Genomic DNA, 25,008 nt, shown 5'->3' on the forward strand with positions numbered 1-25,008 from the left:
AACCTCGTCACGCGGGGGCAGAGCTGGCACTACGAGAGCGGCGTGTCCCAGGTTCCAGCGAACACGAATTCCGCCTGGGGGTGGCGAATTCGTGCTCCGCGGTCGCGCGCGCGCAGATCCTCGGGGAGCTGGTCAGGGGCGCCGGGATAGCCCAGGGCGATCGCCGCGACAGGCTCGAACGAGTCGGGGATCGCATACAGCTCACGGGCTCGATCTGGCGAGAAGCCGGCCATCTGATGGACCCCGAGGCCCAGGGCGGCGGCCTGCAGGCTGAGCTGGGCGGTGGCGAGGCCGACGTCGTGCAGCGCGTGGCGATTGGGCCGGTCGTTGGCCGCGAAGGCCAGGCGGGCGACCGACAGCATCAGGACCGGGGCGGCCTGGGCCCAGCGCTGGTTCTTCTCGACCAGGCACGACAGCATCCGCGCGAACTCGGCCTCCTGCTCGCGGCGGGCGACGATGTACCGCCACGGCTGCTCGTTGAAGCACGACGGACCCCAGCGCGCTGCCTCGAGCACGGAGCGAAGATCGCGGTCGGCGACCGGCTGACTCGAGAACGCGAGCGGGCTCCACCGGCGACGGATCAGCTCGTGCACGTCGTGATCCGTCGAGGCATCCCGGGAGCTGGGCTGGGGCTCATGGCGGTCGTCCATTCAGGCAACGTCGATCAGCCGGGTTCAAAGCGCAAGCTTGCGGAGCTCACGCCGCTCGACGATGCGCTACCCTGGCCTCCGAATGAGCCGCGGCGTCGAGCATGGGCTGTTCTGGGCCGCGGTGGTGGCCCTGCTCATCGCCCACATGTTTGGGTTTGGCCAGGGCCAGCGACCGCTGCTGGGCGGCTGGGTGCCGCTGGACCTGGCCTACCGCGTCGCGTGGATCACCGCCGCGGCTGTGCTGGTGTTCTGGATGACGGGCCGGCTGTGGCCCGACAACGAGTGAGGCCGAGCCCATGAGCGCCGCTTCGATTCGCTTGGCTGTGATCCTCTCGTACTTCGCGATCGTGCTGGTGATCGGCGCGCTCGCGTTCCGCCGGACCCCGTCCACGGCCGAGGACTACTTCCTGGGCGGCCGGACCGCGAAGACCGTGGTGCTGTTCATGGCGCTGTTCGGCACCAACATCACGCCCTTCGTGCTGATGGGGATCCCCGGCTTGGCCTACCACCACGGGGTCGCGGTGTTCGGGCTCAACGCCGCGATCGTGGTGCTGGGGATCCCGCTGAGCTTCTGGATCATCGGCTACCCGGCGTGGATCGCCTCGAAGCGACTGGGCGTGGTCACGCCGGCCGAGCTGTTCGCCCGCCGGTTTGACGCGCGGTGGTTCGGGTGGCTGATGTTCGCGGTGTTCTTCATCTACACGGTCCCGTACATGGTCACCGCGGTGGCCGGCGTCGGGATCGCCGTAGACGTGCTCAGCGAGGGCGCGATCGGGTTCGAGCTGGCCGCGGCCGGGATCTTGGTGATCACGCTGGCCTACACCAGCCTCGGCGGCATGAAGGCCACGATGTGGACCAACGTGTTTCAGGGCGCGGTGTTTCTGGGCTTCTCGCTGCTGGCGTTCTTCTTGATCGCCGACGACTTTGGCGGCCTGTCGAAGGTGATGCAGCAGGTCCACGCCGCGTCGCCGAAGCTGTTCGAGCGACCCTCGGATGGCCCGTTCGCTCCGGGCGCGTGGGCCTCGTGGGCGCTGGCGATCGCGCTGACGGTGATCGCCTTTCCGCATATGTTGGTGCGGATCTTCGCGGCCAAGGACGTCCGCGCGCTCAAGAATGCGTGTCGGTACTACCCGCTGGCCATGATCGTACTTTGGATCCCGGCGGTGCTGTTTGGAATGTGGGCGACTCTCGAACACCCGGGGCTGGAGGGCCGGGCATCAGACGCCGTGTTTCCGATGTTGGTGCTCGACCACCTGGGTCCGGCGCTGCAGGGCGTCGCGCTCGCGGGGATCCTCGCGGCGGTGATGTCGACCCTCGACGCGCAGATGCTGACGCTCTCGTCCATGCTGACCCGCGACGTGCTGCCGCAGGCGCTGGGGGAGCGCCACCCGGTCGGTCTGGGGCGGCTGTTCTTGGTGGTGCTGGCGCTGCTGACCTGGTGGTTCGTCGTCAACAAGCCGGCCTCGATCTTCAAGCTCGCGGGCGTGAGCTTCTCCGGCTACGTGACCTTGGTGCCCACGCTGCTGCTGGGGCTGCGGTGGCGCCGGTTCACGGTGTGGGGGGCGACGGCGTCGCTGGTGCTCGGCAACCTGGTGCTGGCCGCGAGCTTTGCTGGGTGGATCCCGAGCCTGGGGTTGCTGCCGGTCGCGTGGGGGTTGGCGGCCGCGATCGTGGGCGCTGTGGTCGGGTCGTGGATCAGCCCCGCGACCGCGCCGGGCGTGGTCGAGGCGGTGCTCGGTCCGGTCGAGCGGGCGCTGGGCCGGCGCGCCTGAGCGTCGGCGCACTCGAGGCTGGTACGGCCTTTGTTGCATCCAACAAGACGATATTCGTGGATCGCTGAGCCGGTTCGTCCCGCCTCCAGCCGTCACCATTGCGTTTCCCATCCACGCAGCCTGGCGCTGGATTTGGACTACGGGTGGTTGCAGGTGGGGCAATTGTTCGCATCACGAAAGTATAGCAATTGCGGGTGCGGCGCCTCACGTTCGGCGGACTCGCAAGGATGCCGCAGATGAGGGAACTGTGATAATAGTGACCAAGAGCAAGCTGGTTCTCGACACTGACTGGTGCGAATGTGGGTGGCCGCCCATGCCACGAGTGGGCAATGTTCGGCCAGCAGACGCGTCGTGGGCCGTACGATGGATAAAACAGCCATGAACACGAAATACATCATACTTCCAGTGTTGTCGCTAATGTTGGTGTCTGCCTGCAGCGACGAGTCTGACGGTGGCCCCGAAGCCACTCGATCGGGTGAGATCGGTGAGCTGGTCCTGGCCAACGGAAACATCCTCGTCTTCGTCGATCAAGACCCTTCAGACGGCGTCGACATCATGTTGATCGAGATTGCCGCGACCCCGGAGCCCGGCGGCGCGATCGAGGAGATGAAGGCGGCCGGCGCGACCCCGGCCGAGCTGTGGTTGAGCGCGTCGGGTCAGGTGGTCCCGCGCGCCCTCGAGGAGGCGCACGTCAACGAGCGCGCCGAGGCACCGCACGTCTTCACGCTGCCCGAGCACCTGCGCGAGACCGACGATGATGAGTTCCGAGCATTTGCCTATGGCGGTGCATGGGGGGACTACGATGGCTACTGCAATGGCTCCTTCGCCAGTGACTGGGATGCATGGGCAGGCACCGCGGACGCCAGCTCGTCCGGCACGGTGGGATACGGCGCGACGGTCGATCTGTACATGGACGACGCGACCGACGCGTGGGTCGGCGTCTGCAACAACACGCCCTGGGACACCGACGTGACGTTCTCGAAGATGTCGCTGTTCCGCGATATCAGCGGCAATCCGACCTGGAGCAACCTTCTGTGCTCGGCTGCCCCCTCAGCGAGCTGGTGTCTGTCGATCGGGGTCCAGGTTGGCAAGGGGATGCACTTCTGGAGCGGGACGACCTACGACTTCAAGGCCCAAGCGGCCTGGAGTGCAGGCGTTGCCCACGACACGAAGCTGCGAGTCCGCTCGGAGTGACATGATGATCGGGCGGCAGCCGTGCTCGGCACGGCTGCGCCCGACGTCGCCCCCGAGGCCGACTCAGGCGGGGCACTTCCAGTTCAGGGTCAAGCCCGTGGCCTGGACGCCGGACTTGGTCAACTGGCCAGCCGGACCCTGGGCCCGACGGAGGTTCTCCTGCGCCAGCAGCGGCATGAGCATGTGCGGATTCAGAGACGAGGCGATGTACTTGCCGAAGTAATTGTGGATACCTGATCCGTACAGCAGGAAGTTGTACTCGTCACGGTCGATGCGAAATCATCGGGATCATCAAACAGGGCGTCGTCGAACATCGCCGACTGCGTCGCGATCATGACCGTGGTGCCCTTCGGCACGGTCGTCGCGTACCAGCGGTCGCGGCCCACGACGAAGTCCCGGGTCGTCGTGCGCAGGACACCCGGCCCGATCGGCGCGAAGCGCATGGCCTCGTTGACGTAGCGCCCGACGAGCAGCGCGTCGCCGGCTCGCGCGGCGTCCTGCGCGGGCGCGAGCTGCTCGCGGCGTGAGAGCAGTTGATCCATGGCCTGGGAGCTCCCACGTTTCGTCGAGGTCCGGGGCGGGACCTACCTGTTCGTGTCCAACCTCTCGACGCTTCGAGATCTAGCGAGCTGACGCCAGGGCGCTCCGCTCGGCGTCTACCGAGCGCGCTACCGGTCCAGCGCGGTGCGGAGCCAGCCCATGAACCGCCCCTTGGTCTCGGGCTTGTGCGGGGGTCCCAGCCGGACAACCGAAAGCTCGGCCTCCTGACCGGCCAGGATCGGCGCAATCCGGCGAATGCAACCACCGCACCCGGTCCCGCACCCGGTCGCTTCTTGCAGCGACGCCATGCTGTCGGCCCCGGCCTCGATCGCGTCGGTCACGGTCTGGCGATCGACGTTGAGGCAGCGACACATCACCTTGTCCGGCGCCCGCATGGCCGCTGCCTTGGCCGCCTTCTTCAGCTGCCTGCGCTGCTGCAGCGACAGCGGACTGCCGTCCAGCGCCAGCGTCTGCAGGCCCGCGACGTCCTCGTAGTCGCCGCTGTCCTCGAACCCGACGATCCGCCCGTCGGTATCCAGTGACACGCTCGTGGTCGCCTCGATCTTGACGGTCTCCGCGACCGTGCTGCCGGACTGGCTGAGGCTGTAGTGCCCGCTCGGCGTGCGCAGAGCGACGAGCACACGGCCGTCGTTGAGCGAGAAGGTGGTCTGCGTGCAGACCTGCCCGTTCTCGATCACGGCGTGCTGGCTGGCGACTCCCAGGTGCGGCAGGGTGCGGCTGCGGATCAGGCTGTCGAGGTAGGCCTCGGTCGAGTTGTCGGCGGCGTTGAGCTCCCGGACCTTGGCCGCCGGGACGAACGCCGCGCGCAGCCGGTTGTGGGCGACGATCGCCGCGTTGCGAGGGGTCCCCTGCAGCACGCCGATCTCACCGAAGCACTGGCCGGTGTAGAGGGTTGCGATGTGAACCGGCTCGCCGTTCTGGGCCAGCACGACCCGGGCCTGCCCGGACAGCACCAGGTACAGCCCGTCGGACGCCGCCCCCTCGCGAAACACGAACTCGCCGTCGTCCCAGCTGCGTTGCTCGCTCTCGGCCAGCAGCGCCTCGAGCGGTTTCGCGGTGCGACCGAGCCGGTTGCGGGTCCGCGCGGCGGACACTTCCTCGAGCGCGGTCCGGCCCTGGTCGAGCAGCGTGGCGAAGGTCCCGCGATCGATCTCCAGCAGGCGGCAGTCGGTCTTGGCGAGGATCGTCGCGTTGCGCTGGCCGCTCGCACCCGCCATCAGGGCCTGCTCCCCGACCAGCGCGCCGGGTTGCTCGGTGTCGAGCAGCGTCCCGTCCGCCGCGCGGATCTCCAGGGTGCCGAGGGTCAACAAGTAGGCCGCGTCGGCTTCGTCTCCGGCACGAAACAGGCGCGCGCCGGCCTCCAGAGCGACCACTCGCAGCTGACGAACGAGGGCGACGAGCTTGTCAGGGTGCGGGAGGGCAGCGAGCTGGCTGCGCTGGAGAACGGTCAGCAGCGATGGTTCCATGTCGTTGGTTTACTCCCAGGAACCGAGATGATCGTACGTTTCGTGTGTCTGTTGGTGGCCAAAATCGTCCACTCGGACGACCCGGTTGTACTGAATCCATCCACTGAGGTCGGCCGCACCTGATGGTAAATTGCCTTGCAGCGGCGATGGACGACAGCAACATCCTCAATGAGCTCCTGACCAACGGTGGCCTGTTCGTTGGGCGTTCGTGGGCGCGCTATCTGGTGGTCTGTGGCGGCGCGTTCTTGCTGTTCTGGGTCGTCTTCGCCAAGCGCTTCGCGCACCGACGCTGCCAGTCGACGATCCCCGAGCGCAAGGTCCTCGTCGCCGAGCTGAAGAACTCGCTGCTGGGCATCATCTTCTTCATGGTGCCGTCGGTCGCCGCGATCCCGCTGTACTTCACGGGGCACCTCGAGCTGATCGTGGATCCGGCGGCGACCAGCCCGGCGATCATGGTGCTCAGCTTCGTGCTGTTCGTGATCGGCGCAGACGCATGGTTCTACTGGACCCACCGCGCGATGCACGACAGCCGCATCTACCGATTCACCCACCAACTCCACCACCTCTCGGAGCAGCCCTCGCCGCTGGCCGGCTACAGCTTTGCGATCCTCGAGGCCCTCGTGCTCGGCCTGTACCTGCCGCTGGTGTTGCTCGTGGTGCCGATCAACCGCGCGGTGCTGGGGGCCTTCGTCTTGTTCTTCTCGCTCGTCGAGGCCTACGTGCACCTCGGCTTCGAGATCCTGCCCCGCTGGGTCGCGCGCAGCCGGATCGGGAAGTACCTGGGGACGTCGGTCTTTCACAACATGCACCACGAGAACGGGGCCTACAATTTCGCTGTCTACTTCACCTGGTGGGATCGCATGTTTGGCACAATTCACCCGGATTACACCGAGCGCTACGAACAGGTGACCGCGGAGCGGCTGTTTCGCCGGCTGCCTCCCGAGCCGGACCCAGCAAAACCCTAGACTCGAGCGTTTGTACTTGACCGGTCGAAGGCCAGCCGAGATCGTTGCGCGCATGCGATCTTCGATCTCGACCTCGATCTTGGCGGGCATGTCGATGCTGGCCGGGTGTGGAAGCGCGGGCAGCAGCGAGGCTGACGCCAGCGCGCAGACGGGCATCACCACCTTCGACACCAGCGGGCCCGACTCGGGCGACGGCGACGGCAACTCGGGGGATGGCGACGGCGATCCAGGCGACGGCGACGGCGACGGCGACACCGGGAACGACGGCGAGGTCAAGTTCGACATGGCCGTGATCCCCGACGCGGGGGACGACGGCGGCGGCATGATCCCGCCGACCTGCGAGAACATCGACGACTTCCCGGCGACCAGCGTCGGCTGCGAATTCTTCACGGTCCAGGTGCCGAGCTACGCCAACAATTTGCCCTACGGGATCGCGGTCGGGAACCCGAGCATGGCCGCCGCGACCGTCACGATCGAGGACATGCGCGGTCCGGGCGGCAGCCTGCGCGAGATCACGACCTTCCAGGTTCAGCCGACCGAGAGCGTGCTGACGCCGATCAACGGCACTGGCGGGCTGCTCGGTGGCAGCCACATGGCCTCGGCGGTCGGCCTCAACGCGCTCGCGGCGTTTCGGGTCAGCTCCGACGTGCCGATCACGGCGATGCAGCTGTTTCCGGTCGGCGGCGGGCCCTCGCACGTGTCCGAGGCCAGCATGCTGCTGCCGGTCAACGCCCTGGATCAGTCTTACATCGCGGCCAGCTGGGAGGCCTTCTCGGGCTCGCAGAACGGCTTCGTGCTCGTGGTCGCGGTCGAGGACGCGACCACGGTGTTCACCGACAGCGGTGACTACATGCTCGATGCCTTCGACGCGTGGAATTTTCAAGCGGGCCCCGACGGCACCGGGTTCTTCGTTGGCGCCGACAAGCCGGTCGCGGTGTTCTCGGGGATCGACTGCACGATGATCCCCGAGCTCCCGTGGTACGCCTGCGATCACCTCGAAGAGCAGATGCTGCCGCTCTCGGCCTGGGGCACGCACTACGTGGGCGCCCGTCACCCGCACCGCGTGCCCAACATCAACCCGCAGCCCGAAGAGGTGTTCTGGAAGGTGATCGCGGGGGTCGACAACACGACGATCACCTTGAACCCGCCGGTCGCCGGCAACCAGATCCAGCTGGCGCAGAGCGGGGACTCGCTCGCGTTTGGGACCGCGCAGAGCTTCGAGGCGACCGCCAACAACCCGTTCTTGCTCGTGCAGTACATGTCGGGCTGCTACAACGTGATCAAGTCGTCAGGCTCGCCGAGCTCGTGCGATCAGGGGCCGACCGGGGATCCGTACATGTTGCAGTCGGTCCCGGTCGAGCAGTGGCTGACCCAGCTGCCGTTCCTGACCGATACCTCGTATCCGCGCGACTTCGTGACGATCATCCGCGAGCAGGGGACCGAGGTCACGCTCGACTGCCTGGGGGTCGTGAGCGCCGATCACTTCACGCCGATCCCAGGCACGATCTACGAGGTCGGGCAGGTGGATCTGGATATTGCGGGCAATGGTGGCGAAGGCAATTGCGTGGATGGGGCGCAGTTCTTGACGGCGGACCACCCGGTCGGGGTGCTCGTGGGCGGCATGGACTGGGCCACGTCCTACGGGTATCCGGGCGGCCTGAGCTTGAACGCGCTGTGGGATCCGCCGATTGATCCGCAGGGATAGGCCACAGGGATAGGCCACAGTGATAGGCCCTGACGTGGGTCGAGGCTGCGCCCGAGCCACCACGGCTTGATCCGTTGCGCTACGGTTTCGGTAGTCGCTCGCTTCGCGCGCCCGCGGGTGTGCGCGCGCCCGAAGCCTGTGATAGTCCGCGCGACGGTGCCCGACGAACTCGAGACCCTCGCGGCGCGATCGCGCCGCGCCCCGACGGACCCCGGACAGCTCGCCTCGGATCAGACCCAGCTAGCGAGCGCCGTGGGGGTCTCGACGACGCTCGACGCGATCGGCCCAGGTACGGTGCTCGGCCGCTACGTCGTGCTCGACGAGGTCGGGCGCGGGGCCATGGGCGTGGTCTACTCGGCCTACGATCCCAAGCTCGATCGCAAGCTCGCTATCAAGCTGCTGATCGCCGACGAGCGCGGGCGTCGAAGCCTCGGCGAGGCGCAGGCGCTGGCCAAGCTCAACCACCCCAACGTCGTGCAGGTCTACGACGCGGGCGAGCACGGTGAGCGGGTGTTCATCGCCATGGAGTTTGTCGTCGGTCGGCCGCTCGGCGTGTGGCGTGAGCAGAACCGGCCCTCGCGCGAGGCGATCCTCGCCGTGTTTCGCCGGGCGGCGCTGGGCCTCGCGGCCGCCCACGCGGCCGGCTTGGTCCACCGCGACTTCAAGCCCGACAACGTGATGATCGGCGACGACGGGCGTGTGTTGGTCATGGACTTTGGGCTTGCGATCGTCGGGCGTGACCCCGAGTCGAGCACCAGCGTCGGCAAGTTTTGGGCATCGGGCACCCCTGCGTACATGTCCCCCGAGCAGTTCGCCAACGACCCGGTCGGACCCCAGAGCGATCAGTTCAGCTTCTGCGTCGCGCTGTACGAGGCGCTGGCCGGCGAGCGGCCCTACGCGAGCGACACTCTGGTGAGTCTGGCGACGGCGGTCACGACGGGCGAGCGCCAGCACGCGGCGCCGCTGCGTGGGCACCCGGCGTGGCTGCGGCGCCTGGTCCTGCGCGGGCTCGCGCTCGCTCCCGAGGCCCGCCACGAGACGATGCAGGTCGTGGCCAGGCAGATCGAGGCCGGGCTCGGTCGTCGCGGCCGCACCCTCAGCCTCGGCTTCGCCGGGTTCGTGGTTGTCGCCGCGTTGCTCAGCTGGGCCACCGGCGGTGACCATGAGGATCCCGCCGCGGCGCGGTGCCGAACCGACGCGCTCGCGCTCGCTGACGAGTGGAGCCCACAGTGGCGCGCGCTGGCCCGTTCGAGCTTCGAGTCGGGCATCGAGCGCGACGGCGCGCGGCTGTGGCAGCGGGTCGAATCCGACGTCGACAATTTCGCCACCGCGTGGGCGGCGACCTACGACCAGGCGTGCTCGGGCCACTTTGTCGGGCGCACGCTCGAGGCCGTGGCCTACCGCCAGCGCCTGCGCTGCCTCGACGACCAGCGCGCCTACGCGACCAGCCTGCTCGGCGGGCTCGATCGCGCCACCGACGACGCCCTGCGCGAGATCGCGGCGGTCAGCTCCGAGCTGCCGCGCCCGTCGAGCTGCGAGGACGATGATCGTGCCGCTGGTGATTTTGATGAGGACACGCAGGAGCTGGTCGCCGAGGCGCGCCGCGGGCTGATGCGCGCCCAGGGCCGCGCCGACGCGGCCGACAACCTCGACGCGCGGGGCATCGCCGGGTTTGCGCTCAGCTCCCTCGTCGACGCTGACGCACCGGTGACCCGCGCCGAGCTGCTCACTCTGATCGCACGCCTCCACTACGAGGCCGGCGAGCTCGAGGCTGGCGGACAGGCGCAGCACGACGCGCTCGAGGCCGCCGCGCGCAGCCACGACGCGCGGCTGCTCGCCACGACTTGGCTCGTACGGGTCGAGTACGTGTCGATGCGAGACAAAGACCTCGAGGCCGCGCAGACCCTGATCGAGGCCGCACAGGTCGCGGTTGCGGCGGTGCCCGACGACCCTGCGCTGCGCTGCGCGCTCGAGTCCCAGCGTGGACTCATCGCGCTGCAACTCGGCCGCACGAACGACGCACGCGACGCGTTCCAGGCCGCGCTCGATATCGCCGAGCAGGCCAACCTCGGCGCCCGCGAGCTCACTGTGCACACCCGACGCCTCGGCGCCGCGCAGGCGCAGCTCGGCGATATCGTCGGCGCCCGCGAGCAGTTCGAGCGCTCGGCCGAGATCTCCGCCGAGCTGCTCGGCGAGCGGCACACCATGGTCGTGAGCGCGTACGGCAACCTTGGCCTGCTGTGTCGACAGGAGGGGGACAACACCTGCGCGCGCGCGTACCTCGAGAAGGCCATCTCGCTGGCTGATAGCCCCCCTCAGCGCGCGCATGAGCTCGTGATGCTCGGTCAGCTCGAGTACGACGAGGGCCAGCTCGACGAAGCCAAGCGCCTGGCCGAGCAGGCGATCGAGCTCTACGCCACGATCTACACCGATCCGCACGCCGACCTCACCGCGCCGCACCTGCTCTTGTCCAACGTGTTGAAGCGCCACGGCGACGTCGAGGGTGCCTATGCGCAGGCGCTGCGGCTGGTCGAGATCGCCGAGCAGACCACCCCGGCCGAACATCCAAAACGCGCGCTCGCCCTCGCTGAGCTCGGCGAGGCGATGCGTGGCAAGGGCGAGCTCGCGCAGGCCCTCGAGGCGCACGAGGCCGCGCTCGGCATGCGTCGGCGCCAGCTCGAGCAGGGCGACCCGCGGATCGGCTACAGCCTCACACACACCGCGGAGGTCCTGCATCTGCTCGAGCGCGACGAGCAGGCCGCCGCGCTCGCGCGTGAGGCCATCGCGTTGTTCGACGCCGCGCCCGGCACCGAGTCGTGGCGGGCCGACGCCCGCTTCACGCTCGCGTGCGCGCTCGGGCACGATGCGGACCAGGCACACGCGCTCGCCCGCGAGGCGCTCGCGCTGTACGAGTCGCTCGGGGCCGGCCAGGACCACCAGATCGAAGCCGTGGGTGAGTGGCTCGAAGGCCCCTGAACGCTCTCGATACAGCTGCGATTGGCGCTCGTTGGTCCGCTATCCACTCGATGTCACCGCAAGCGGGCTCGTCGAATGAGTGACCGTGACGCGCGAGCACAGGACCTCGCCAGCTCGCTTGGTATGACGATGGTGTCGTAGAGCTTTCGAAAATGACGCGGACGTGGCGAACGCCGACGGTCGTGAGATCTCGCTCGAAATCGGGAGTTGCGCTTGCCAAGGCCCGAAGATCAGCGGCGGCCCTCAGTTTTTGCAACACTCTCGCGTCGCCCATGCCCAAGTCTGACGTAGACCCGGAGTCGCGGGATGCTCCGGAGGAGCTCACCCAGCGAGAGAAGTTGATCCGCGACTTCATGGCCTCGACGGTCGTGTTCCTGGTCGCGCTGCCGCTGTGCATCGGCATCGCCGTCGCGTGCGGCGTGCCGGTCGAGCGCGGCTTGATCGCCGGCATCATCGGCGGTTCGATCGGCGTCATCTCGGGCGCGCCGCTGCTCGTCAGCGGACCCGCGGCCAGCCTGATCGTCCCGTGCTTCGCCCTGGTCTCCGAGTATGGCCTGGTCGCCCTCGGCCCCGTCGTCATGCTGACCGGCGTGTGGCAGATCCTCGCGGGCTACTTTCGCCTCGGGCAGTGGTTTCGCGCGGTCGCGCCCGCGGTCATCACGGGCATGCTCACCGGCATCGGCGTGCTGATCATCGGCTCGCAGTCCCTCGTCGCCATCGACGAGGATCCCAAGGCCACCTTCATCCAGAACGTCGCCGCGGTCCCGCTCGCGCTCTACGAGATGGCGACCGGATCGGCGGGACACTCGTCGGCGCCGTTTTGGATCGCGGTCGCGACGGTCGCGCTGATCGTCGGCTGGAACCAGTTCAAGCCCAAGGTCCTGGCGATCGTCCCCGGTCACCTCGTGGCCCTGCTCTCGGTCACGGCCGCGTCGGTCATCTTGTCCCTCGACGTCCGCGCCCTCGACATCTCGTCCAACTTCTTCGCCGGGCTCGGGATCCCCTCGCTCGCTGACCTCGAGCTCTTGAGCGACCCCGTGCTCATCGGACGCTCGGCGATGTTCGCGTTCGTCGCCAGCGCGGCGACCTTGCTGACGGCCAACGCCATCGACGAGCGCCAGACCATCGTCAAGACCGACTACGACAAGGAGATGCGGGCCCAGGGCGTCGGCAACTTGTTCTCGGGCATGCTCGGCGGGCTGCCGATGACAGGCGTCATCGTGCGCAGCTCGGTCAACGTCGAGGCGGGCGCTCAGACCAAGCGCGCGACGATCTTCCACGCGATCTGGCTGCTGCTGTTTTGCGCGCTGGCGCCGGAGCTGCTCGGGCTGATCCCCAAGGCCTGCCTCGGGGCCATCCTCGTGTACACGGGCGTGAAGCTCGTCGACGTCGGCGCCATGGGCCGCCTGTGGGAGCAGGGCCGCGCCGAGTTCGTGATCTTCGGGGTGACCTTCATCGGGGTCGTGTTCATCGACCTGTTCATCGGCATTCTCGCCGGCCTCGCGGCCGCCGTGCTCAAGATCGTCTGGACCTTCTCGCACCTGGAGATCCACCAGGAGGACGGCCCGGCCCCCGGCGTGGTCCAGATGCACCTCGTGGGCTCGGCGACCTTCGTGCAGCTGCCTCGCCTCGCTCGCGCGCTCGAGTCGATCCCGACCGACAAGGAGCTGCACGTGCACATCGAGCGCCTCGACCACATCGACCACGCGTGCCTGCAGCTATTGTCGAGCATGCAGCGCCAGCGCGAGAGCGCCGGGCAGCCGGGCGTCCACGTCGCGTGGCAGGAGCTCAGCGATCGCTACCGCAAGGCGCTCGTCGGCACCGGGGCCGTCGATGCCCAGCGCTCCATGCCCAGCATCGTCCGCATGGTCTGGTCCGAGTGGAAGCGCGTGCACGCCGAGGTCGAGGCCCACACCCCCAGCGACGCCGCGCGCTGGAACGACTGGATCCCCGCGCAGAGCATCCACGTGCACAGCTCGGCCCGGACCCTCGAGGACGTCCTCGGGCTCGCCGCCCCCCGCCTCGCCAAGCTCACGGGCCTCGAGCCTGGCCGCGTGCTCGACGCGCTGACCGCGACGAGCGACGGCCACGTCCCCCTCGGCGACGGCGTCAGCCTGCCCCACGCGGCGGTCGAGGGCATCGAGCGCAGCCAGGTCGTCGTCGTGACCACGAAGGCCCCGATCGCGATCGGGGACCACAAGACGGACATCTTCTTCGTGCTGCTGTCCCCGGCCGGCGACACCGCCGAGCACCTGCGGAACCTCGCGCACATCGGTCGCATGTGTCACCGCGCGCCGCGGCTCGACGAGCTGCGCCACGCCCCCGCGGCCGAGACCGCCGCGACCGTGCTCGACGCGCTCAGCCGCGCCGCCGCACGCGGCGAGACGCTCAGCGGTGTGAGCCGCAGCCTCGTGATCATCGCCGGCCAGGACGCCGCCCACGCCCACGAGCTGCGCGCCGAGCTGTCCGAGGCCTTCGCCCACTGGACCCTGATCTCGGAGAAGGATCATGAGATCCTCGATCTGCTGCGCCGCTGCGCCGCCAGCCCCGACGCGGGCGCGGTGCTCGTCGCGTCGATCAAGCTGCACGAGGAGCCTCTGCTGCGGGCCCTGCTCGAGGAGGCGAACAAGCTCAACAAGGCCCCCGCCAAGGTCGTGTTCATGCGTGAGCAGGGCTCGCCGCAAGTCTACGCCCAGGCTTCGTAGCCGGGTCCGTCGGCGGGCTTCGGCCGTTCATACTTCTTCGTCGAAGAAGAACTGCGCCTTGAAGGTGTCCTCCGCCTCCAGGTTGCCGCCCAGTGCCCCGGCGAGCGTGCCGAGCGTCGACACAAAGGCGGCGAAGCTCAGCCGCGCCGCCGGGTCGAGCGTCGCGCCGGTCCAGCCCTCGACCACGTCGCGGGGCAGCAGGGTGGCCAACGTGAAGGCCGCCGCGCCAAGCAGCAGCCACAGCGTCACCATCCCGGTGAACAAGCAAATCCACAGCACCAGCTCGGTGCGCGCGATCTGTTCGCTGGGTCCGGCGTCGCGTGCCAGCTCCGACAGGTGCTGGCCGCTGAAGAGAAACCAGGTCGCGGCGATCACCGTGCCGAAGGTGCCCGCCGCCAGCGTGACGGGATCGATGCCCACCCCGAGCTCCCAGACTTCCGCACCCAGAAACATCAGCAGCGAGCTGAGCAGCGCGGCCGCCGTCAGCTTGTCCAAGTGGAACGGTTGCTTCCAAGGGGTGTAGCCGATCACGTCGCGCAGGATCCCGCGCGGATCGGCTGCCAGCGTCTTCAACTTGAAAAACCGGCCGCCCCTGCCGTCGTGCCGCTCTTCCAGCCGCTCGTCGCCCACGTCGGCGAGCCGTTCGCGCATCGCCGTCACCTGCGCCTGCGAGAACGGCACCAATTCCGTGTTCTGGCCGATCTCCGGCGGACGCATCGCGCCGTCCTGACCCGCCGGCAGGCCAAGCAGGCTGGCGAAGAGGAAGCGCGCCAGTTGCAGCACCCGCGTCGTCCCCGTTTCCCCGTCCTCGCAGCGGGCCGACGAAAGCACCGCCGTCTCCAAGGCTGACGATGGCACGCCGTAGGTGAACGGCCGCTCGCGGGCGAGCAGGTCCGACGCGGTCACCACCAGCGCGAAATCCCAGTGGTGGCCGATCTTCTCCTGCACGCCGAGCTCGAGCAGGTCGAGCGGGTCGATCTGCGCCCCCTGCCGCGCCAGCCGTCGTTCCACCACCGCCGACTGCCAGGCGAACTCCGGCAGCTGTTCCTCCATCCCGGCGCGCAGCAGCCCGGCGACCTCCTCGACCCGCTCGCGGGTCCTGGAGCCATCCCCCTCCAGCACCACCCAGCCGATCTGGATGGGTGGCCTGCCACTCGTCTGCGATTGCATCCACGAGACATCCCGCGATTGGGGCGGATTCGCAATGGCATCGTTCGATTCACCGGACGGCACGGTCCGCAGCACCCGGCCCGAGTGATGGTCCCGTCGGCCTTTCCCTGGCTGGGGACCGGAGGCGCGGCGCGGTCACGGAAGCAGTGACACCCGGTGGAATGCTGATGCTGCGCCCGGACCCCGCTTGTCGTGCAGACCTGGACCTCGTCGGGACAGCTCGAAGTGGTACTGTCCCGGTCGCCCTTCTCGGTGCTCGCCAGCCATGCTCCACAGCCAGCGCACGACACGTTCCGATCTTGCGTCACAGAGGGCTCGACAGGGCGCTTCGCCTCTCGTGGCGGTTTGCCTGATGTTGGCGCTGACCGGGTGCAAGCGCGAGTGCGAGTGCGATAGCGACGACTCTCTCGTGCAGTTCGGCGCGTCCGAGGCGTTTGGGGTAGGGGCGTACTCCGCCGTGCTGGCTATCGACGAAGAAGTCCGTACGACCTGTACGTTCGAATTGACCGGGGAGCCGACGGTGGTGACGGCGGTCTGTGACGATGCCACAGTCGAGCTCATGGTGACGCCAGGGGGGGCCACATTCACGATACCGGAGTTTCTCGAAGGCGCAGCCGTCAGTCTGACCGTTACAGGGGCTGACGGAGTTTGGGCGGGGTCTTCGACGATAGACGCCGCGTTCGAGTCGCGGCTAGACAATTGTCTTTGCCTCTACGGCATTGCGACCGGTGAGTTGGTGCCCACCTGACTTCCGTGAGCTTGGGCATGAGCCCGGTCAACTCGGTCTTCGTTGGGCTCGTCTGCGTGGGTTCAAAATGAAACGCATGCCTGCCAGTCTTGGTCCTCGTTCTTGCATCCCGATTTGACGCTCTTGCAGCCGCTCTCGAGCTGGTCGACGATGCACTCTTTGTAGGCAATGGACTCTGCGAAGCACCCCTGCGCAGCGTCGATGTCCAAATTAGACCAACATTCCCCGTAGCAATCGCCCCAGGCCGGATAGCTTCCGAAATTGCAGGCCTCTGAGTACTCACACTCGGCCTCACATGCGGCCCACCCGGCATGGTAGTAGCGCCCATCCGGACAAGCGGTTTGCATTTGAGTCAGTTCGTGTGCGCAGTCAGCGAATTCATTGGATGGGGTTGTTTCGGCCGCGCACCTGAGCGCTGAGCGAATGGCTTCTTCGCATTCCGCTCCGTGCTTCTCTTCCCCTGCACGAAGGCGATCTTTGCAGTCGACTTGGCAGTCGCAAAATCCGAATTCGTTCTGCGACTGAAACGCACAGAACGCGACACAGTCGGCATCGCTGTCGGCAGTCGCCGTGGGTGCGACGTTGGGGTCGCAGTCCAGAACGGGGGCGCCGTGACAGCCACAGAGCACAGCCAGTGCCCCGTAGATAGCCAACATCACTCGCATCCAGTTTCTCCTGGCCATGCGTAGTCGTCACAGTGGGTACTTGGCATTGCGTTCAACCCATTGGTGATAAGATCGAAAACTAGTCCTCGGATGCGCAAATGCCGGTTTTCCACGGAAGTGTACGAACCCTTGACGATTCCTACGATTTTGCGTTTTCCAGCGTCAAACTCGTACACTGGGCCGCCGCTGTGGCCCTGTTGGAGGTCATGGGCAGTGAAGATCCAGGAAGTCTCGGTTCGGCGCACGACCTTTTGATGGCCATACATCGAGGAGCGGCAGTTGTCGCCAGCGATAGGAGAGTCGCTACAGGTGTTTCCGCCCTTGGGGATTCCGAAGTTCCATGTGTTGTCTTGCGCAAGAGCGTAGTCCTCTTTGTAGCCGAACGCGGGAAACTGCACACTCGAGGCGTTGTCGTAGAGGAACAGGACAGCGAAGTCTTGCGTGTTCTTTTCGCTTTCGTACCATTTTGGGCCGATGTAGTACCACTTGATGTTCTTGACACCGTTCGGAGCGGCGCTGGACCAACTCCCTAGTTCGAAGCCTACGCCATCTTCACCGGCCCACCAGTCTTTGGGAAAGAAGTGCCCGCCTGCCCACACGTTGTGGCCCACGGTCAAGAGGTGCCGGGGGCCAATCTTGGTTGCCGTGCCCTCGGTGTTGTCACCCCCAAGGTCGGGCTTCCACGAGTCCGCAGGCAATCCGCCGATCCTGATCCATGACGAGTTGATGCTTGTCATCGAGTGACCGCTCTCGGCGCTCCTCATGCCTCGATTATCCGAGCCAATAATCGCATCCCGGAATTCTGCGCCTGCGTCGTCCTCCCCGCCAGGAGTCTCGTCAGCGCCCCGCACAGTCGGGACAGCGTCGGGGGTCTCTCGGTCAATGAATGTCCGAGACTCCTGTCGGCGAATGTCGCGGAATGTAGCCGCGGGGTTTCGGGGTCGCCAACGCCATGTTTCACCGGCCGAGTTGATGAAGTAGCCCCACACCGGAGTCTCGGCAGGTGACAGTAGGCTCTCAACGTCGTCTCCGCAGTTCGTGTCATCCGGTGCGCCTGGAGGACTCTGGGGGGAGCCGGTTCCAAACTTGGCGAACTCGACAAACTCCAGGTTCTCTTCCCCCATCCCAGCCGCCAGATCCGTAGGAACATCAGGAACTTGGCCGTTCGACAAGTACGCCTCTCGCCGCACAAAGGCATGGCGGAGGTCTTCCTCCACAAGGTCTCTTTCGTCGGCACGGACTGCTTCGGCGTCCATCCACTCCGGGGCCCCCGGAGCGTGTGGTTCTGGGTCGCATGCGACAGCAGTCAAAAGGATCAAGCAGAGGGCTCGTGGAGGAGTTGGCATTCATCGAGATACATAGCGCAGCCCCCCGCGCAGTTCAACCTCATCGGTTGGGCCGACGAGCACCCCGAGCGTGCGGTGGCGCGATGCCCGCGATTCCCGCGCGGGCGCTCGTCGGAGTACGGGCGGTTGGCACGGGCGTGAAGACGAGCTCGAGCTCAAGTCGCGGGCTTGGTGAACGCCTCATACAGACGCTTGCGCATCTGTGCATTGAAGAAGCCCCGCATCTCCTCATTGTCGAACAGGTCGTCGAGGAACTCACCATATTTGTCGTAGCGATCCATCATCGTGCCTTCCACTCGTGGGTCGCAGACCAGGCCAAAGTTGGCCTCGTCATTGGCCTGGGCGGCCTGGCGCAGCTGTGGATCTTCGAGCATGCGGGTGAACACGCTGTCGACCAGATCCTGCACGTCGAACTGGGTGGTGAAGCGATCGTTCATGCGGGCGATCAGGTTGGAGAGGTCGTCCTGCTCGGCCTTGACCCGTCCGGTCCCGGTCTCGCTGGGCCCTCGCAGGCCGGGGCCGCCCTCTCCGGCGATCAAGCCCAGGTCACCCTCGGCGATCTTCTCGAGCCGATAGTAGTGAAGCGCCACGTCCTCACCCAGATCCACGGGCGGCTGGCCACCACCGGGCGGCGGCAGCTTGCGGATCAGCATCTTGGTATAGACGTAGAGCTTCTCGAGCTCGTAGTCTGAGAACGGGACGACCTGGCCCAAGAACGAGTACAGCCGGCAAAACGCCGTGGCGTGGTCGCGGAACAGCTCGGCCGGCTCCGGCTCGAGGAGCTTGAAACGAACAACCGCGGGGTCGAGCAGGCTGTTGAGCGGACCGTGGTTCTTTGCGATCTGGCGGACCTGAGGAATGAAGAAGATCTCGGCGAATGCATCGACCTCGGGCTCGTGGATGACGTCGACCTGCTCGAGCTTGGTCTGCAGCTCATACAGGCGCTGCGGGTCGACGTCATCGGCGGTGGTGGTCTGCTCGTAGTAGTCCTTGAAGCAGGCGAGGACGTGCTCGCGGTCGTTGACAAAGTCGAGCACGAAGGTCTCGTCCTTGCCGCGGTAGGTCCGGTTGAGCCGCGACAGGGTCTGCACGGCCTGGACACCCGCGAGCCGCTTGTCGACGTACATGGCACACAGCAGTGGTTGATCAAAGCCGGTCTGGTACTTGTTGGCGGCGATCAACAGCTGATAGCCGCCTTTTGCAAATTCCTTGGACAAGCTGCTCTCGGCGATCGGCTTGCCGGTCTCATGGTGGGGGTTCATGCCCGGCTCGGTGTAGGGCCGCTGGCCGGTCGCTGGGTCGTCTGGATCGGTGACCTCGCCCGAGAACGCCACCAACGCGCGCAGATCCAGGCTCTTGTCGGCCACGTAGGTGTCGAACGCCAGCTTGAAGCGGACCGCCTGCAGCCGCGTGGCGGTCACGATCATGGCCTTGGCGCGGCCGCCCAGCTTGGCGCGGACCTGGCGTTGAAAGTGATCGACGATCACCTCGAGCTTGGCGCTGACGTCCTTGGGGTGGGCGCTGACAAACCGCGCGAGCGCCCTGGTCGCCTGCTTCTTGTCGAGGCGCGGGTCGGCGGCCACCGTCTTGATCAGCTTGAAGTAGCGGCTGTAGGTGGTGTAGCCGCGCAGCACGTCGAGGATGAAGCCCTCGTCGATCGCCTGGCGCATCGAGTAGACGTGGAAGGGCACGTACTTGCCCTCGTCGTTCATGCGCCCAAACACGCGCAGGGTCTTGTACTTGGGCGTGGCCGTGAACGCGTAGAAGGACAGGTTGCGCAGCGGCCCGCGGGCCAGGGCGGCGCGCAGCAGATCCTGACCGGCGTCGACGTCCTCTTCGTCGCCCAGCGCCGCGACCCGCTCGCCGAGCTCGGTGGAGTCGGCCAGCAACGCCTTGAGGTTGTTGCGCATGTCGCCGGTCTGCGAGCTGTGGGCCTCGTCGACGATGATCGCATAGCGGCGATCCGGCAGCCGCCCGACCTGCTCGGAGATGAACCCAAACTTGTGCAGCGTGGTGATGATGATCGGCACGCCGCTGGTCAGGGCCTGGGCGAGCTGGGCCGAGTTCTCGTCGATCTTCTGGACCACGCCGCGGGTGTGATCCAGCTGGAAGATCGTGTCTTGCAGCTGCTGGTCGAGCACCTTGCGATCGGTGATCACGACCACGGCGTCGTAGACCTTGCGCTGGTCCTCGTCGTGCAGCGCGGCGAGGCGGTGGGCCAGCCACGCGATCGAGTTGGACTTGCCCGAGCCGGCCGAGTGCTGGATCAGGTAGTTGGTGCCGGGCCCATGGTCGCGGGCCTCGGTCTCGAGCTGGCGCACGCAGTCGAGCTGGTGATAGCGCGGGAAGATCATCCGCTCGCGCTCGTCGGTGGTCTCGAGGTGAACGAAGCGGGCCAGGATGTCGAGCAGGCTGTCGCGCTGCCAGATCCGCTCCCACAGGTACGCGGTTCGGTGCTTGCCCTCCACCGCAGGGTTGCCGGCCGCCGTGCCGATACCCTGGTTGAAGGGCAGAAAATGTGTCCGGTCGCGCTCTAATTGCGCCGTCATGAACACCTCGTCTGGGTCGACGGCAAAATTGATGATCGCGCGGCGCTTGAACCGGAAGATCTGCGTGTCGGGATCACGGTCTTTTCGGTATTGCTGCTGCGCGTGGCTGACCCGCTGGCCCGTCATGTGGTTCTTGAGCTCCGCCGTGACCACCGGGATGCCGTTGACAAACAGGACCAGGTCCAGCGAGTCCTTGGGCTTCTTGGGGTCATGGTGGACCTGGCGGACCACGAGCAGGCGGTTGGCGGCGTAGCGGGCCTGGACGTCCGGGTTGAGGGTGTTCGGCGGACGGAAGGTGACGACCTTGATCGACTTGCCGTGGAACTTGAAGCCGCGGCGCAGCACGTGGATCAGGCTGCTGTCGATCGTGGCCTTGTCGAACGCCTCGAGCAGCTTGGCGGGCAGGCGATCGCCGTGGATCTGTGCGAGCGCGGCGTAGGTCTTGGGCTGGGTGGTCTGGACATAGTTGATGAGCTCGTCGGGGATCAGGGCGAGGAGGGGATCGTAGGTGCTTGGGTCGCCGCGGTGGTAGCCGCCGGATGCGGTGAGTAGGTGGTCTTCGATGGTTTGCTCGAGGGCGGCCTCGGTGGTTGCTTTGGTCATGCGGGGATCTCGAGTTGGCCGGTCACGGCGGCGGTGATGAGGGATTGGCGGTATTCTTTGAGCTTGGCGACACTCATGACTAGTTTCTCACTCATGGATCGCAGTTGGCTTGTTTTCGAGTCCAGCTGCTCGGCGATGCTTCGTTGTTCGTCGCGACTGGGCAATGGGATTTTATACGAGAGTATCTGGGTGGGGCTAATATGGGGGACGCTTACCCCGGTCGTTTCCGGTTCGATGTGAGCGCGAAACGGTGACCAGAGTAACGTGTATGTTAAATATCGTTTGCACAGTGCGCTCAGCGGTCGGATCCGTGCCACGCGCTGTACAAGTAGGGCCGGGCAATCAGTCTCGTCGATCTCGGCCAAGCGCAGCCCACTGCCGATCCAAGGTCGATCGAGACCAAGGACGAGGTCTCCGGGGCGCAGGCTGTAGATGTCTGACGAGAAGTCGAGATTTGGCAGGAAAACGACGTCTTTCCAGCGGGTTGCCCCTGGCGATATGTTTATGCCGCGTAGCAGTCGGGTGCTATCAGGCTCGGCTTCCGAATAAATGTAGCTGTCACTCGAATATGCGAATCCATGCAGCAAATCTACCAGATACGACAACTTGGTGGGGCTGTGTTTGATGTTCGACAGTCGATCGTGAATGAGCGCGGCGCGCTTCTCGGCGAGCAGCGCGATGAGTCGCTCCTTCTTCTCGATGAGCACATCGATGGCAGCAGTCTTGCGGTCGAGGAAGTCCGCAATCGCCCGCTGCACCGCGAGCGGCGGAACAAAACACTCCAAATCAAGAAAGTCACTCGGGTACAAGCGAAGGCGCGACGTCCACACGCCACGGGAGTTCCTGGTGATCTCGGTGATGTATCCCGCTGTGCGAAAAAAGTAGTTGAAAAACCGCGAGTGGATGTTTGCGCTCTTTGGTCGATAGACATGATACGACGGACTTACAATGCCGCTCACGTGTGTGACAGCTAGCGCTCCCATCCAAGCCCACATCGTGTTGATGACCAGATCCCCAGAACGGCATCGTTTGTAGCCGTCCAGAGACTCAGCCATGAACATCGTGACGTCTTTCTCGGAGCGCGGTGTGACCCCCGTAATGTGCGACACCGTGAGGAGCTCTTCGCTGCCGTCAATCGAACGCTCGTCGATGACGTGAAAAAGATTCCTGTTTCGTGTGATTTGCCAGTTGGACGGCGGCGTGCCGAGACAGGGGATTGGGTGCCTCATGACAGCACTCCGTCGAGCATCCCGCGGATCTCATCCTCCAGCGCCAGGATCTCCGCCTCGATCACCCCAAGCGCCCGGGGCGGCACATACTCATAGAAGTGCCGTGTAAACGGGATCTCATACCCCACCTTCGTCTTGCCGTGATCCACCCAGGCATCCGGCACATGCGGCAGCACCTCACGGGCCATGTACGCCTCGATATCCTCGGTCAGCGGCACATTCTCATAGTCTCGCAAGTTCGTGTCCGCCTCGATCTCCCCCTTCTTATCCCGGCACACCTGCGCCGCGTCGTTGTGCTCCGACAGCGCGCTCAGGATCGCCTTCATGACCGCAGGCGCGATCACCAGGCCGTTCGCCTTCGCCTGCGCCTTCACAGCCGCGACAAACGAGCGCCGATCCATGAACACCTGCGCGGCATCCAGCCCGCCCAAGACCGCCCGGATCTGCGCCTGCAATGCCTTGCCGCTGGCGATCTCCGCCCGGGCGGCGGCCTTGTCCTTCTTCTTCGAGCTGGCCAGGCCCTGCCACGCGCGCTCGTCCTCGAGTCGGGCGAGCCGCTCGGGGCTGGCCTGAAAGTCCAGCTGCAGCGGCCGCTCCACGGTGATCCGGCGAAAGCCAAAGTCCTCGTTGGCGAAGATCTTGACGTCCGGCCCGTCCTCGAACGCGCGAAACAAGCCGGTCAGCTGCTCGATGTGCTGGGGCCCGAGCTCTTTGCGCTTGTCGCCCAGCGACTTGCGCATCTTCTGAAAGTAGTTGACCCCGTTGATCAGCTGAACCTTGCCCCGCCGCGCGGCCGGCTTGCGGTTCGTGACCACCCAAATATATGTGTTGATGCCGGTATTGAAGAACATCTGATCCGGCAGCGCGACGATCGCCTCGAGCAGGTCGTGCTCGAGCAGGTGCCGGCGGATCTCGCTCTCGCCCGACTCGGCCGCGCCGGTGAACAACGGCGAGCCATTGAACACGATCGCCAGGCGCGAGCCGCCCTGCTCGGGTGGCTTCATCTTGCTGAGCATGTGCAGCAAGAACAGCAGCGAGCCGTCGTTCTTGCGCGGCAGGCCGGGGCCAAACCGGCCGCGCTCGCCCAGGCTCTCGTGCTCGGCCCGGACCGCGTCGGCGGCCTTGGTCCAGTCGACCCCAAACGGGGGGTTGGACAGCAGGTAGTCGACTTGCAGCTTGGCGTGGCCGTCCTCCGAGAAGCTGTTGCCCAGCTTGATGTGCTCGGCGTCGTCGCCCTTGATCAGCATGTCGGCCCGACAGATCGCGTACGACTCGGGGTTGAGCTCCTGGCCGTAGACACGCAGCTGCGCGTCGGGGTTGCGCTCGAGCAGGTGCTCCTCGGCCACGCTCAGCATCCCGCCGGTCCCACACGCGGGGTCGTACAGGGTGCGGATCACCTGCGGGGTGCCCAGCTGCTGCTCGTCCTCGACGTAGAGCAGCTCGACCATGAAGCGGATGACCTCGCGCGGGGTGAAGTGCTCGCCAGCGGTCTCGTTGGACTGCTCGGCGAACTTGCGGATCAGCTCCTCGAAGATCGAGCCCATGCCCGCGTTCGAGACCTGGTCGGGGTGCAGGTCCACACCCGCGAACTTCTGGGCGACCAGCAGCAACAGGTCGTTCTTGTCGAGGCGCTCGATCTGGTCGGTGAAGCGAAAGTGCTCCAGGATGTCGCGCACGTTGTTGGAGAAGCCGTTGATATAGGCGATGAAGTTGTCGGCGTGTGGGCCTGGAGCCGTGAGCCGCTCGAAGTCGAATTGCGAGACGTTGTAAAAGCCAACGCCACCCGAGGCCCGCAGCAACATGCGATGGCGGGTGGTCTCGGGCTTGTCGGCGTACTGCTTGTCGGCCTTCCACACCGCTTCGCGGGTCGGCGCCAGGATCATGTCCAGGCGGCGCAGCACGGTGAAGGGCAAGATCACCTGGCCATACTCGTGGGCCTTGAAGTCGCCGCGCAGCAGATCCGCGACGCTCCAGATGAAGCCGGCGATCTCGGAGAAGCTCTTGAACTGGCGCGGCTGGGGGTCGGCGACCGGCGCGGGGGTAGGGCTCACGGTGGGCATCAGGGGCGGCTTGGCGATCACGGGCTTGGCAGGCGCGAGCGGCTTGGGTTGCTTCGCTGCGCTCGCGGGGGTGGGCTCGGCTGCGGCCAGGATCCGGGCGAGGATCGGCGCTTTGGCTTGGCCGCTGTCGTCGAGCAGGTGAGCGCGGCAGATCTGTTTGAGCTCGTCGCGGCTGAGCTGGTCGAGCAGCTCGGCGAGCGAGAGCTTGCGGGCGCGGGCCAGCGCGTCGATCAGCTTGGCGCCGGCGCTGCGTGGCGAGATCTCGATCGCGAACTGCTCGACCAGCTTCGCGAGGCGGGGTTTGGCGAGGGTGCGCAGCGCAGAGCGCTTGGTCGGGCGCGGCATGAATCCGCAGGGTATCCGGCGCGGCCGCGCAGGTTGCAGTACATTTGCGCAGGCCAGCCTCGGCGCGGGTCGAGCTGAGCTTCCTGATCGGGTTCGCGCGCGGTGGGATCCGCCGGTCGATCCTCAGGCATAGGCCTCGACGTAGTTCCCGCTGGGCCCGGGTCGGCGGGAAGTCCGCGAGGGTAGCTGCCGGCTACCCCTTGGGCTCCCCCAACATGGGCCGAGGTAGTTCTCGGAGGCCCCCGAGTCGGCGGGAAGTCCGCGAGGGTAGCTGCCGGCTACCCCTTGGGCTCCCCCAA

Annotated in this window: 17 protein-coding genes; 8 read left to right on the forward strand and 9 right to left on the reverse strand. The window is 66.4% G+C overall.

Translation table 11 applies throughout. The features are described from left to right. Positions 1–29: 29 nt before the first annotated feature. Positions 30–650 (reverse strand): nitroreductase family protein, encoded by a 621-nt coding sequence (locus ENSA7_RS31655; RefSeq protein ID WP_106093130.1) that lies wholly within the window; start codon positions 648–650, stop codon positions 30–32. An 82-nt stretch (positions 651–732) separates the two neighbouring features. Here ENSA7_RS31655 and ENSA7_RS31660 point away from each other — a divergent pair, with 82 nt between their 5' ends. The 3 genes from ENSA7_RS31660 (at position 733) to ENSA7_RS31670 (ending at position 3,616) form a co-directional block, all read left to right on the forward strand. Further along, positions 733–936: a hypothetical protein gene (locus ENSA7_RS31660; protein WP_106093131.1), complete on the forward strand. Its 204-nt coding sequence runs from the start codon at positions 733–735 to the stop codon at positions 934–936. Between the two features lie 10 nt (positions 937–946). Next, positions 947–2,422: a sodium:solute symporter family protein gene (locus tag ENSA7_RS31665; protein WP_106093132.1), complete on the forward strand. Its 1,476-nt coding sequence runs from the start codon at positions 947–949 to the stop codon at positions 2,420–2,422. Positions 2,423–2,800: 378 nt separating this feature from the next. Next, positions 2,801–3,616, forward strand: a complete 816-nt coding sequence (locus ENSA7_RS31670; RefSeq protein ID WP_146158362.1) for a hypothetical protein — start codon at positions 2,801–2,803, stop codon at positions 3,614–3,616. Positions 3,617–3,679: 63 nt separating this feature from the next. On the opposite strand, the gene ENSA7_RS45125 is transcribed toward ENSA7_RS31670, so the two are convergent. The 3 genes from ENSA7_RS45125 to ENSA7_RS31680 form a co-directional block, all read right to left on the reverse strand. Continuing rightward, positions 3,680–3,799: a cytochrome P450 gene (locus ENSA7_RS45125; RefSeq protein WP_219908093.1), complete on the reverse strand. Its 120-nt coding sequence runs from the start codon at positions 3,797–3,799 to the stop codon at positions 3,680–3,682. Between the two features lie 8 nt (positions 3,800–3,807). Next, the gene (locus tag ENSA7_RS31675; RefSeq protein WP_106093134.1) at positions 3,808–4,158 is read right to left on the reverse strand and encodes a cytochrome P450; all 351 of its coding nucleotides are present in this window, start codon (positions 4,156–4,158) and stop codon (positions 3,808–3,810) included. A 126-nt stretch (positions 4,159–4,284) separates the two neighbouring features. After that, positions 4,285–5,643, reverse strand: a complete 1,359-nt coding sequence (locus ENSA7_RS31680; RefSeq protein WP_106093135.1) for a cyclic nucleotide-binding domain-containing protein — start codon at positions 5,641–5,643, stop codon at positions 4,285–4,287. A 146-nt stretch (positions 5,644–5,789) separates the two neighbouring features. Between ENSA7_RS31680 and ENSA7_RS31685 the strand changes: the two genes are divergently transcribed. The 4 genes from ENSA7_RS31685 to ENSA7_RS31700 all read left to right on the forward strand — a co-directional run bounded on the left by ENSA7_RS31685 (position 5,790) and on the right by ENSA7_RS31700 (position 13,994). Then, a complete protein-coding gene (locus ENSA7_RS31685; protein ID WP_181234296.1) occupies positions 5,790–6,608 on the forward strand; it encodes a sterol desaturase family protein in 819 nt (272 codons plus the stop codon). A gap of 52 nt (positions 6,609–6,660) precedes the next feature. Next, positions 6,661–8,313 (forward strand): IgGFc-binding protein, encoded by a 1,653-nt coding sequence (locus ENSA7_RS31690; protein ID WP_106093137.1) that lies wholly within the window; start codon positions 6,661–6,663, stop codon positions 8,311–8,313. A gap of 156 nt (positions 8,314–8,469) precedes the next feature. Then, a complete protein-coding gene (locus tag ENSA7_RS31695; RefSeq protein ID WP_106093138.1) occupies positions 8,470–11,289 on the forward strand; it encodes a serine/threonine-protein kinase in 2,820 nt (939 codons plus the stop codon). A 272-nt stretch (positions 11,290–11,561) separates the two neighbouring features. Beyond that, on the forward strand, positions 11,562–13,994 hold the full coding sequence (locus ENSA7_RS31700) for a SulP family inorganic anion transporter (RefSeq protein ID WP_181234297.1): 2,433 nt from the start codon (positions 11,562–11,564) through the stop codon (positions 13,992–13,994). Between the two features lie 27 nt (positions 13,995–14,021). Here ENSA7_RS31700 and ENSA7_RS31705 read toward each other — a convergent pair whose 3' ends face one another. Continuing rightward, a complete protein-coding gene (locus tag ENSA7_RS31705; RefSeq protein ID WP_146158363.1) occupies positions 14,022–15,239 on the reverse strand; it encodes a hypothetical protein in 1,218 nt (405 codons plus the stop codon). 277 nt (positions 15,240–15,516) lie between these two features. Here ENSA7_RS31705 and ENSA7_RS31710 point away from each other — a divergent pair, with 277 nt between their 5' ends. Next, positions 15,517–15,912: a hypothetical protein gene (locus ENSA7_RS31710; RefSeq protein WP_106093141.1), complete on the forward strand. Its 396-nt coding sequence runs from the start codon at positions 15,517–15,519 to the stop codon at positions 15,910–15,912. Between the two features lie 655 nt (positions 15,913–16,567). On the opposite strand, the gene ENSA7_RS31715 is transcribed toward ENSA7_RS31710, so the two are convergent. The 4 genes from ENSA7_RS31715 to ENSA7_RS31735 form a co-directional block, all read right to left on the reverse strand. Beyond that, the gene (locus tag ENSA7_RS31715) at positions 16,568–17,341 is read right to left on the reverse strand and encodes a trypsin-like serine peptidase (protein WP_106093142.1); all 774 of its coding nucleotides are present in this window, start codon (positions 17,339–17,341) and stop codon (positions 16,568–16,570) included. Between the two features lie 737 nt (positions 17,342–18,078). Next, on the reverse strand, positions 18,079–21,075 hold the full coding sequence (locus tag ENSA7_RS31725; RefSeq protein WP_106093144.1) for a type I restriction endonuclease subunit R: 2,997 nt from the start codon (positions 21,073–21,075) through the stop codon (positions 18,079–18,081). Further along, positions 21,072–22,304, reverse strand: coding sequence for a restriction endonuclease subunit S (locus ENSA7_RS31730; protein WP_106093145.1), 1,233 nt, complete (start codon positions 22,302–22,304; stop codon positions 21,072–21,074). Before ENSA7_RS31730 ends, ENSA7_RS31725 begins: the two co-directional genes overlap by 4 nt. Beyond that, entirely contained in the window at positions 22,301–24,709 is a 2,409-nt protein-coding gene (locus ENSA7_RS31735) for a type I restriction-modification system subunit M (RefSeq protein WP_219908094.1), read from the reverse strand. The genes ENSA7_RS31730 and ENSA7_RS31735 overlap by 4 nt, the downstream gene beginning before the upstream one ends. Between the last annotated feature and the right edge of the window lie 299 nt (positions 24,710–25,008).

This window comes from Enhygromyxa salina (genome assembly GCF_002994635.1).
Classification (GTDB): Bacteria; Myxococcota_A; Polyangia; order Nannocystales; family Nannocystaceae; genus Plesiocystis; species Plesiocystis salina_B.

Coding starts and splice junctions, on each gene's coding strand:
- ENSA7_RS31655 (WP_106093130.1), bottom strand. CDS start 650: ATGGACGACCGCCATGAGCCCCAGCCCAGCTCCCGGGATGCCTCGACG.
- ENSA7_RS31660 (WP_106093131.1), top strand. CDS start 733: ATGAGCCGCGGCGTCGAGCATGGGCTGTTCTGGGCCGCGGTGGTGGCC.
- ENSA7_RS31665 (WP_106093132.1), top strand. CDS start 947: ATGAGCGCCGCTTCGATTCGCTTGGCTGTGATCCTCTCGTACTTCGCG.
- ENSA7_RS31670 (WP_146158362.1), top strand. CDS start 2,801: ATGAACACGAAATACATCATACTTCCAGTGTTGTCGCTAATGTTGGTG.
- ENSA7_RS45125 (WP_219908093.1), bottom strand. CDS start 3,799: ATGCTCATGCCGCTGCTGGCGCAGGAGAACCTCCGTCGGGCCCAGGGT.
- ENSA7_RS31675 (WP_106093134.1), bottom strand. CDS start 4,158: ATGGATCAACTGCTCTCACGCCGCGAGCAGCTCGCGCCCGCGCAGGAC.
- ENSA7_RS31680 (WP_106093135.1), bottom strand. CDS start 5,643: ATGGAACCATCGCTGCTGACCGTTCTCCAGCGCAGCCAGCTCGCTGCC.
- ENSA7_RS31685 (WP_181234296.1), top strand. CDS start 5,790: ATGGACGACAGCAACATCCTCAATGAGCTCCTGACCAACGGTGGCCTG.
- ENSA7_RS31690 (WP_106093137.1), top strand. CDS start 6,661: ATGCGATCTTCGATCTCGACCTCGATCTTGGCGGGCATGTCGATGCTG.
- ENSA7_RS31700 (WP_181234297.1), top strand. CDS start 11,562: ATGCCCAAGTCTGACGTAGACCCGGAGTCGCGGGATGCTCCGGAGGAG.
- ENSA7_RS31710 (WP_106093141.1), top strand. CDS start 15,517: ATGTTGGCGCTGACCGGGTGCAAGCGCGAGTGCGAGTGCGATAGCGAC.
- ENSA7_RS31715 (WP_106093142.1), bottom strand. CDS start 17,341: ATGAGGAGCGCCGAGAGCGGTCACTCGATGACAAGCATCAACTCGTCA.
- ENSA7_RS31725 (WP_106093144.1), bottom strand. CDS start 21,075: ATGACCAAAGCAACCACCGAGGCCGCCCTCGAGCAAACCATCGAAGAC.
- ENSA7_RS31730 (WP_106093145.1), bottom strand. CDS start 22,304: ATGAGGCACCCAATCCCCTGTCTCGGCACGCCGCCGTCCAACTGGCAA.
- ENSA7_RS31735 (WP_219908094.1), bottom strand. CDS start 24,709: ATGCCGCGCCCGACCAAGCGCTCTGCGCTGCGCACCCTCGCCAAACCC.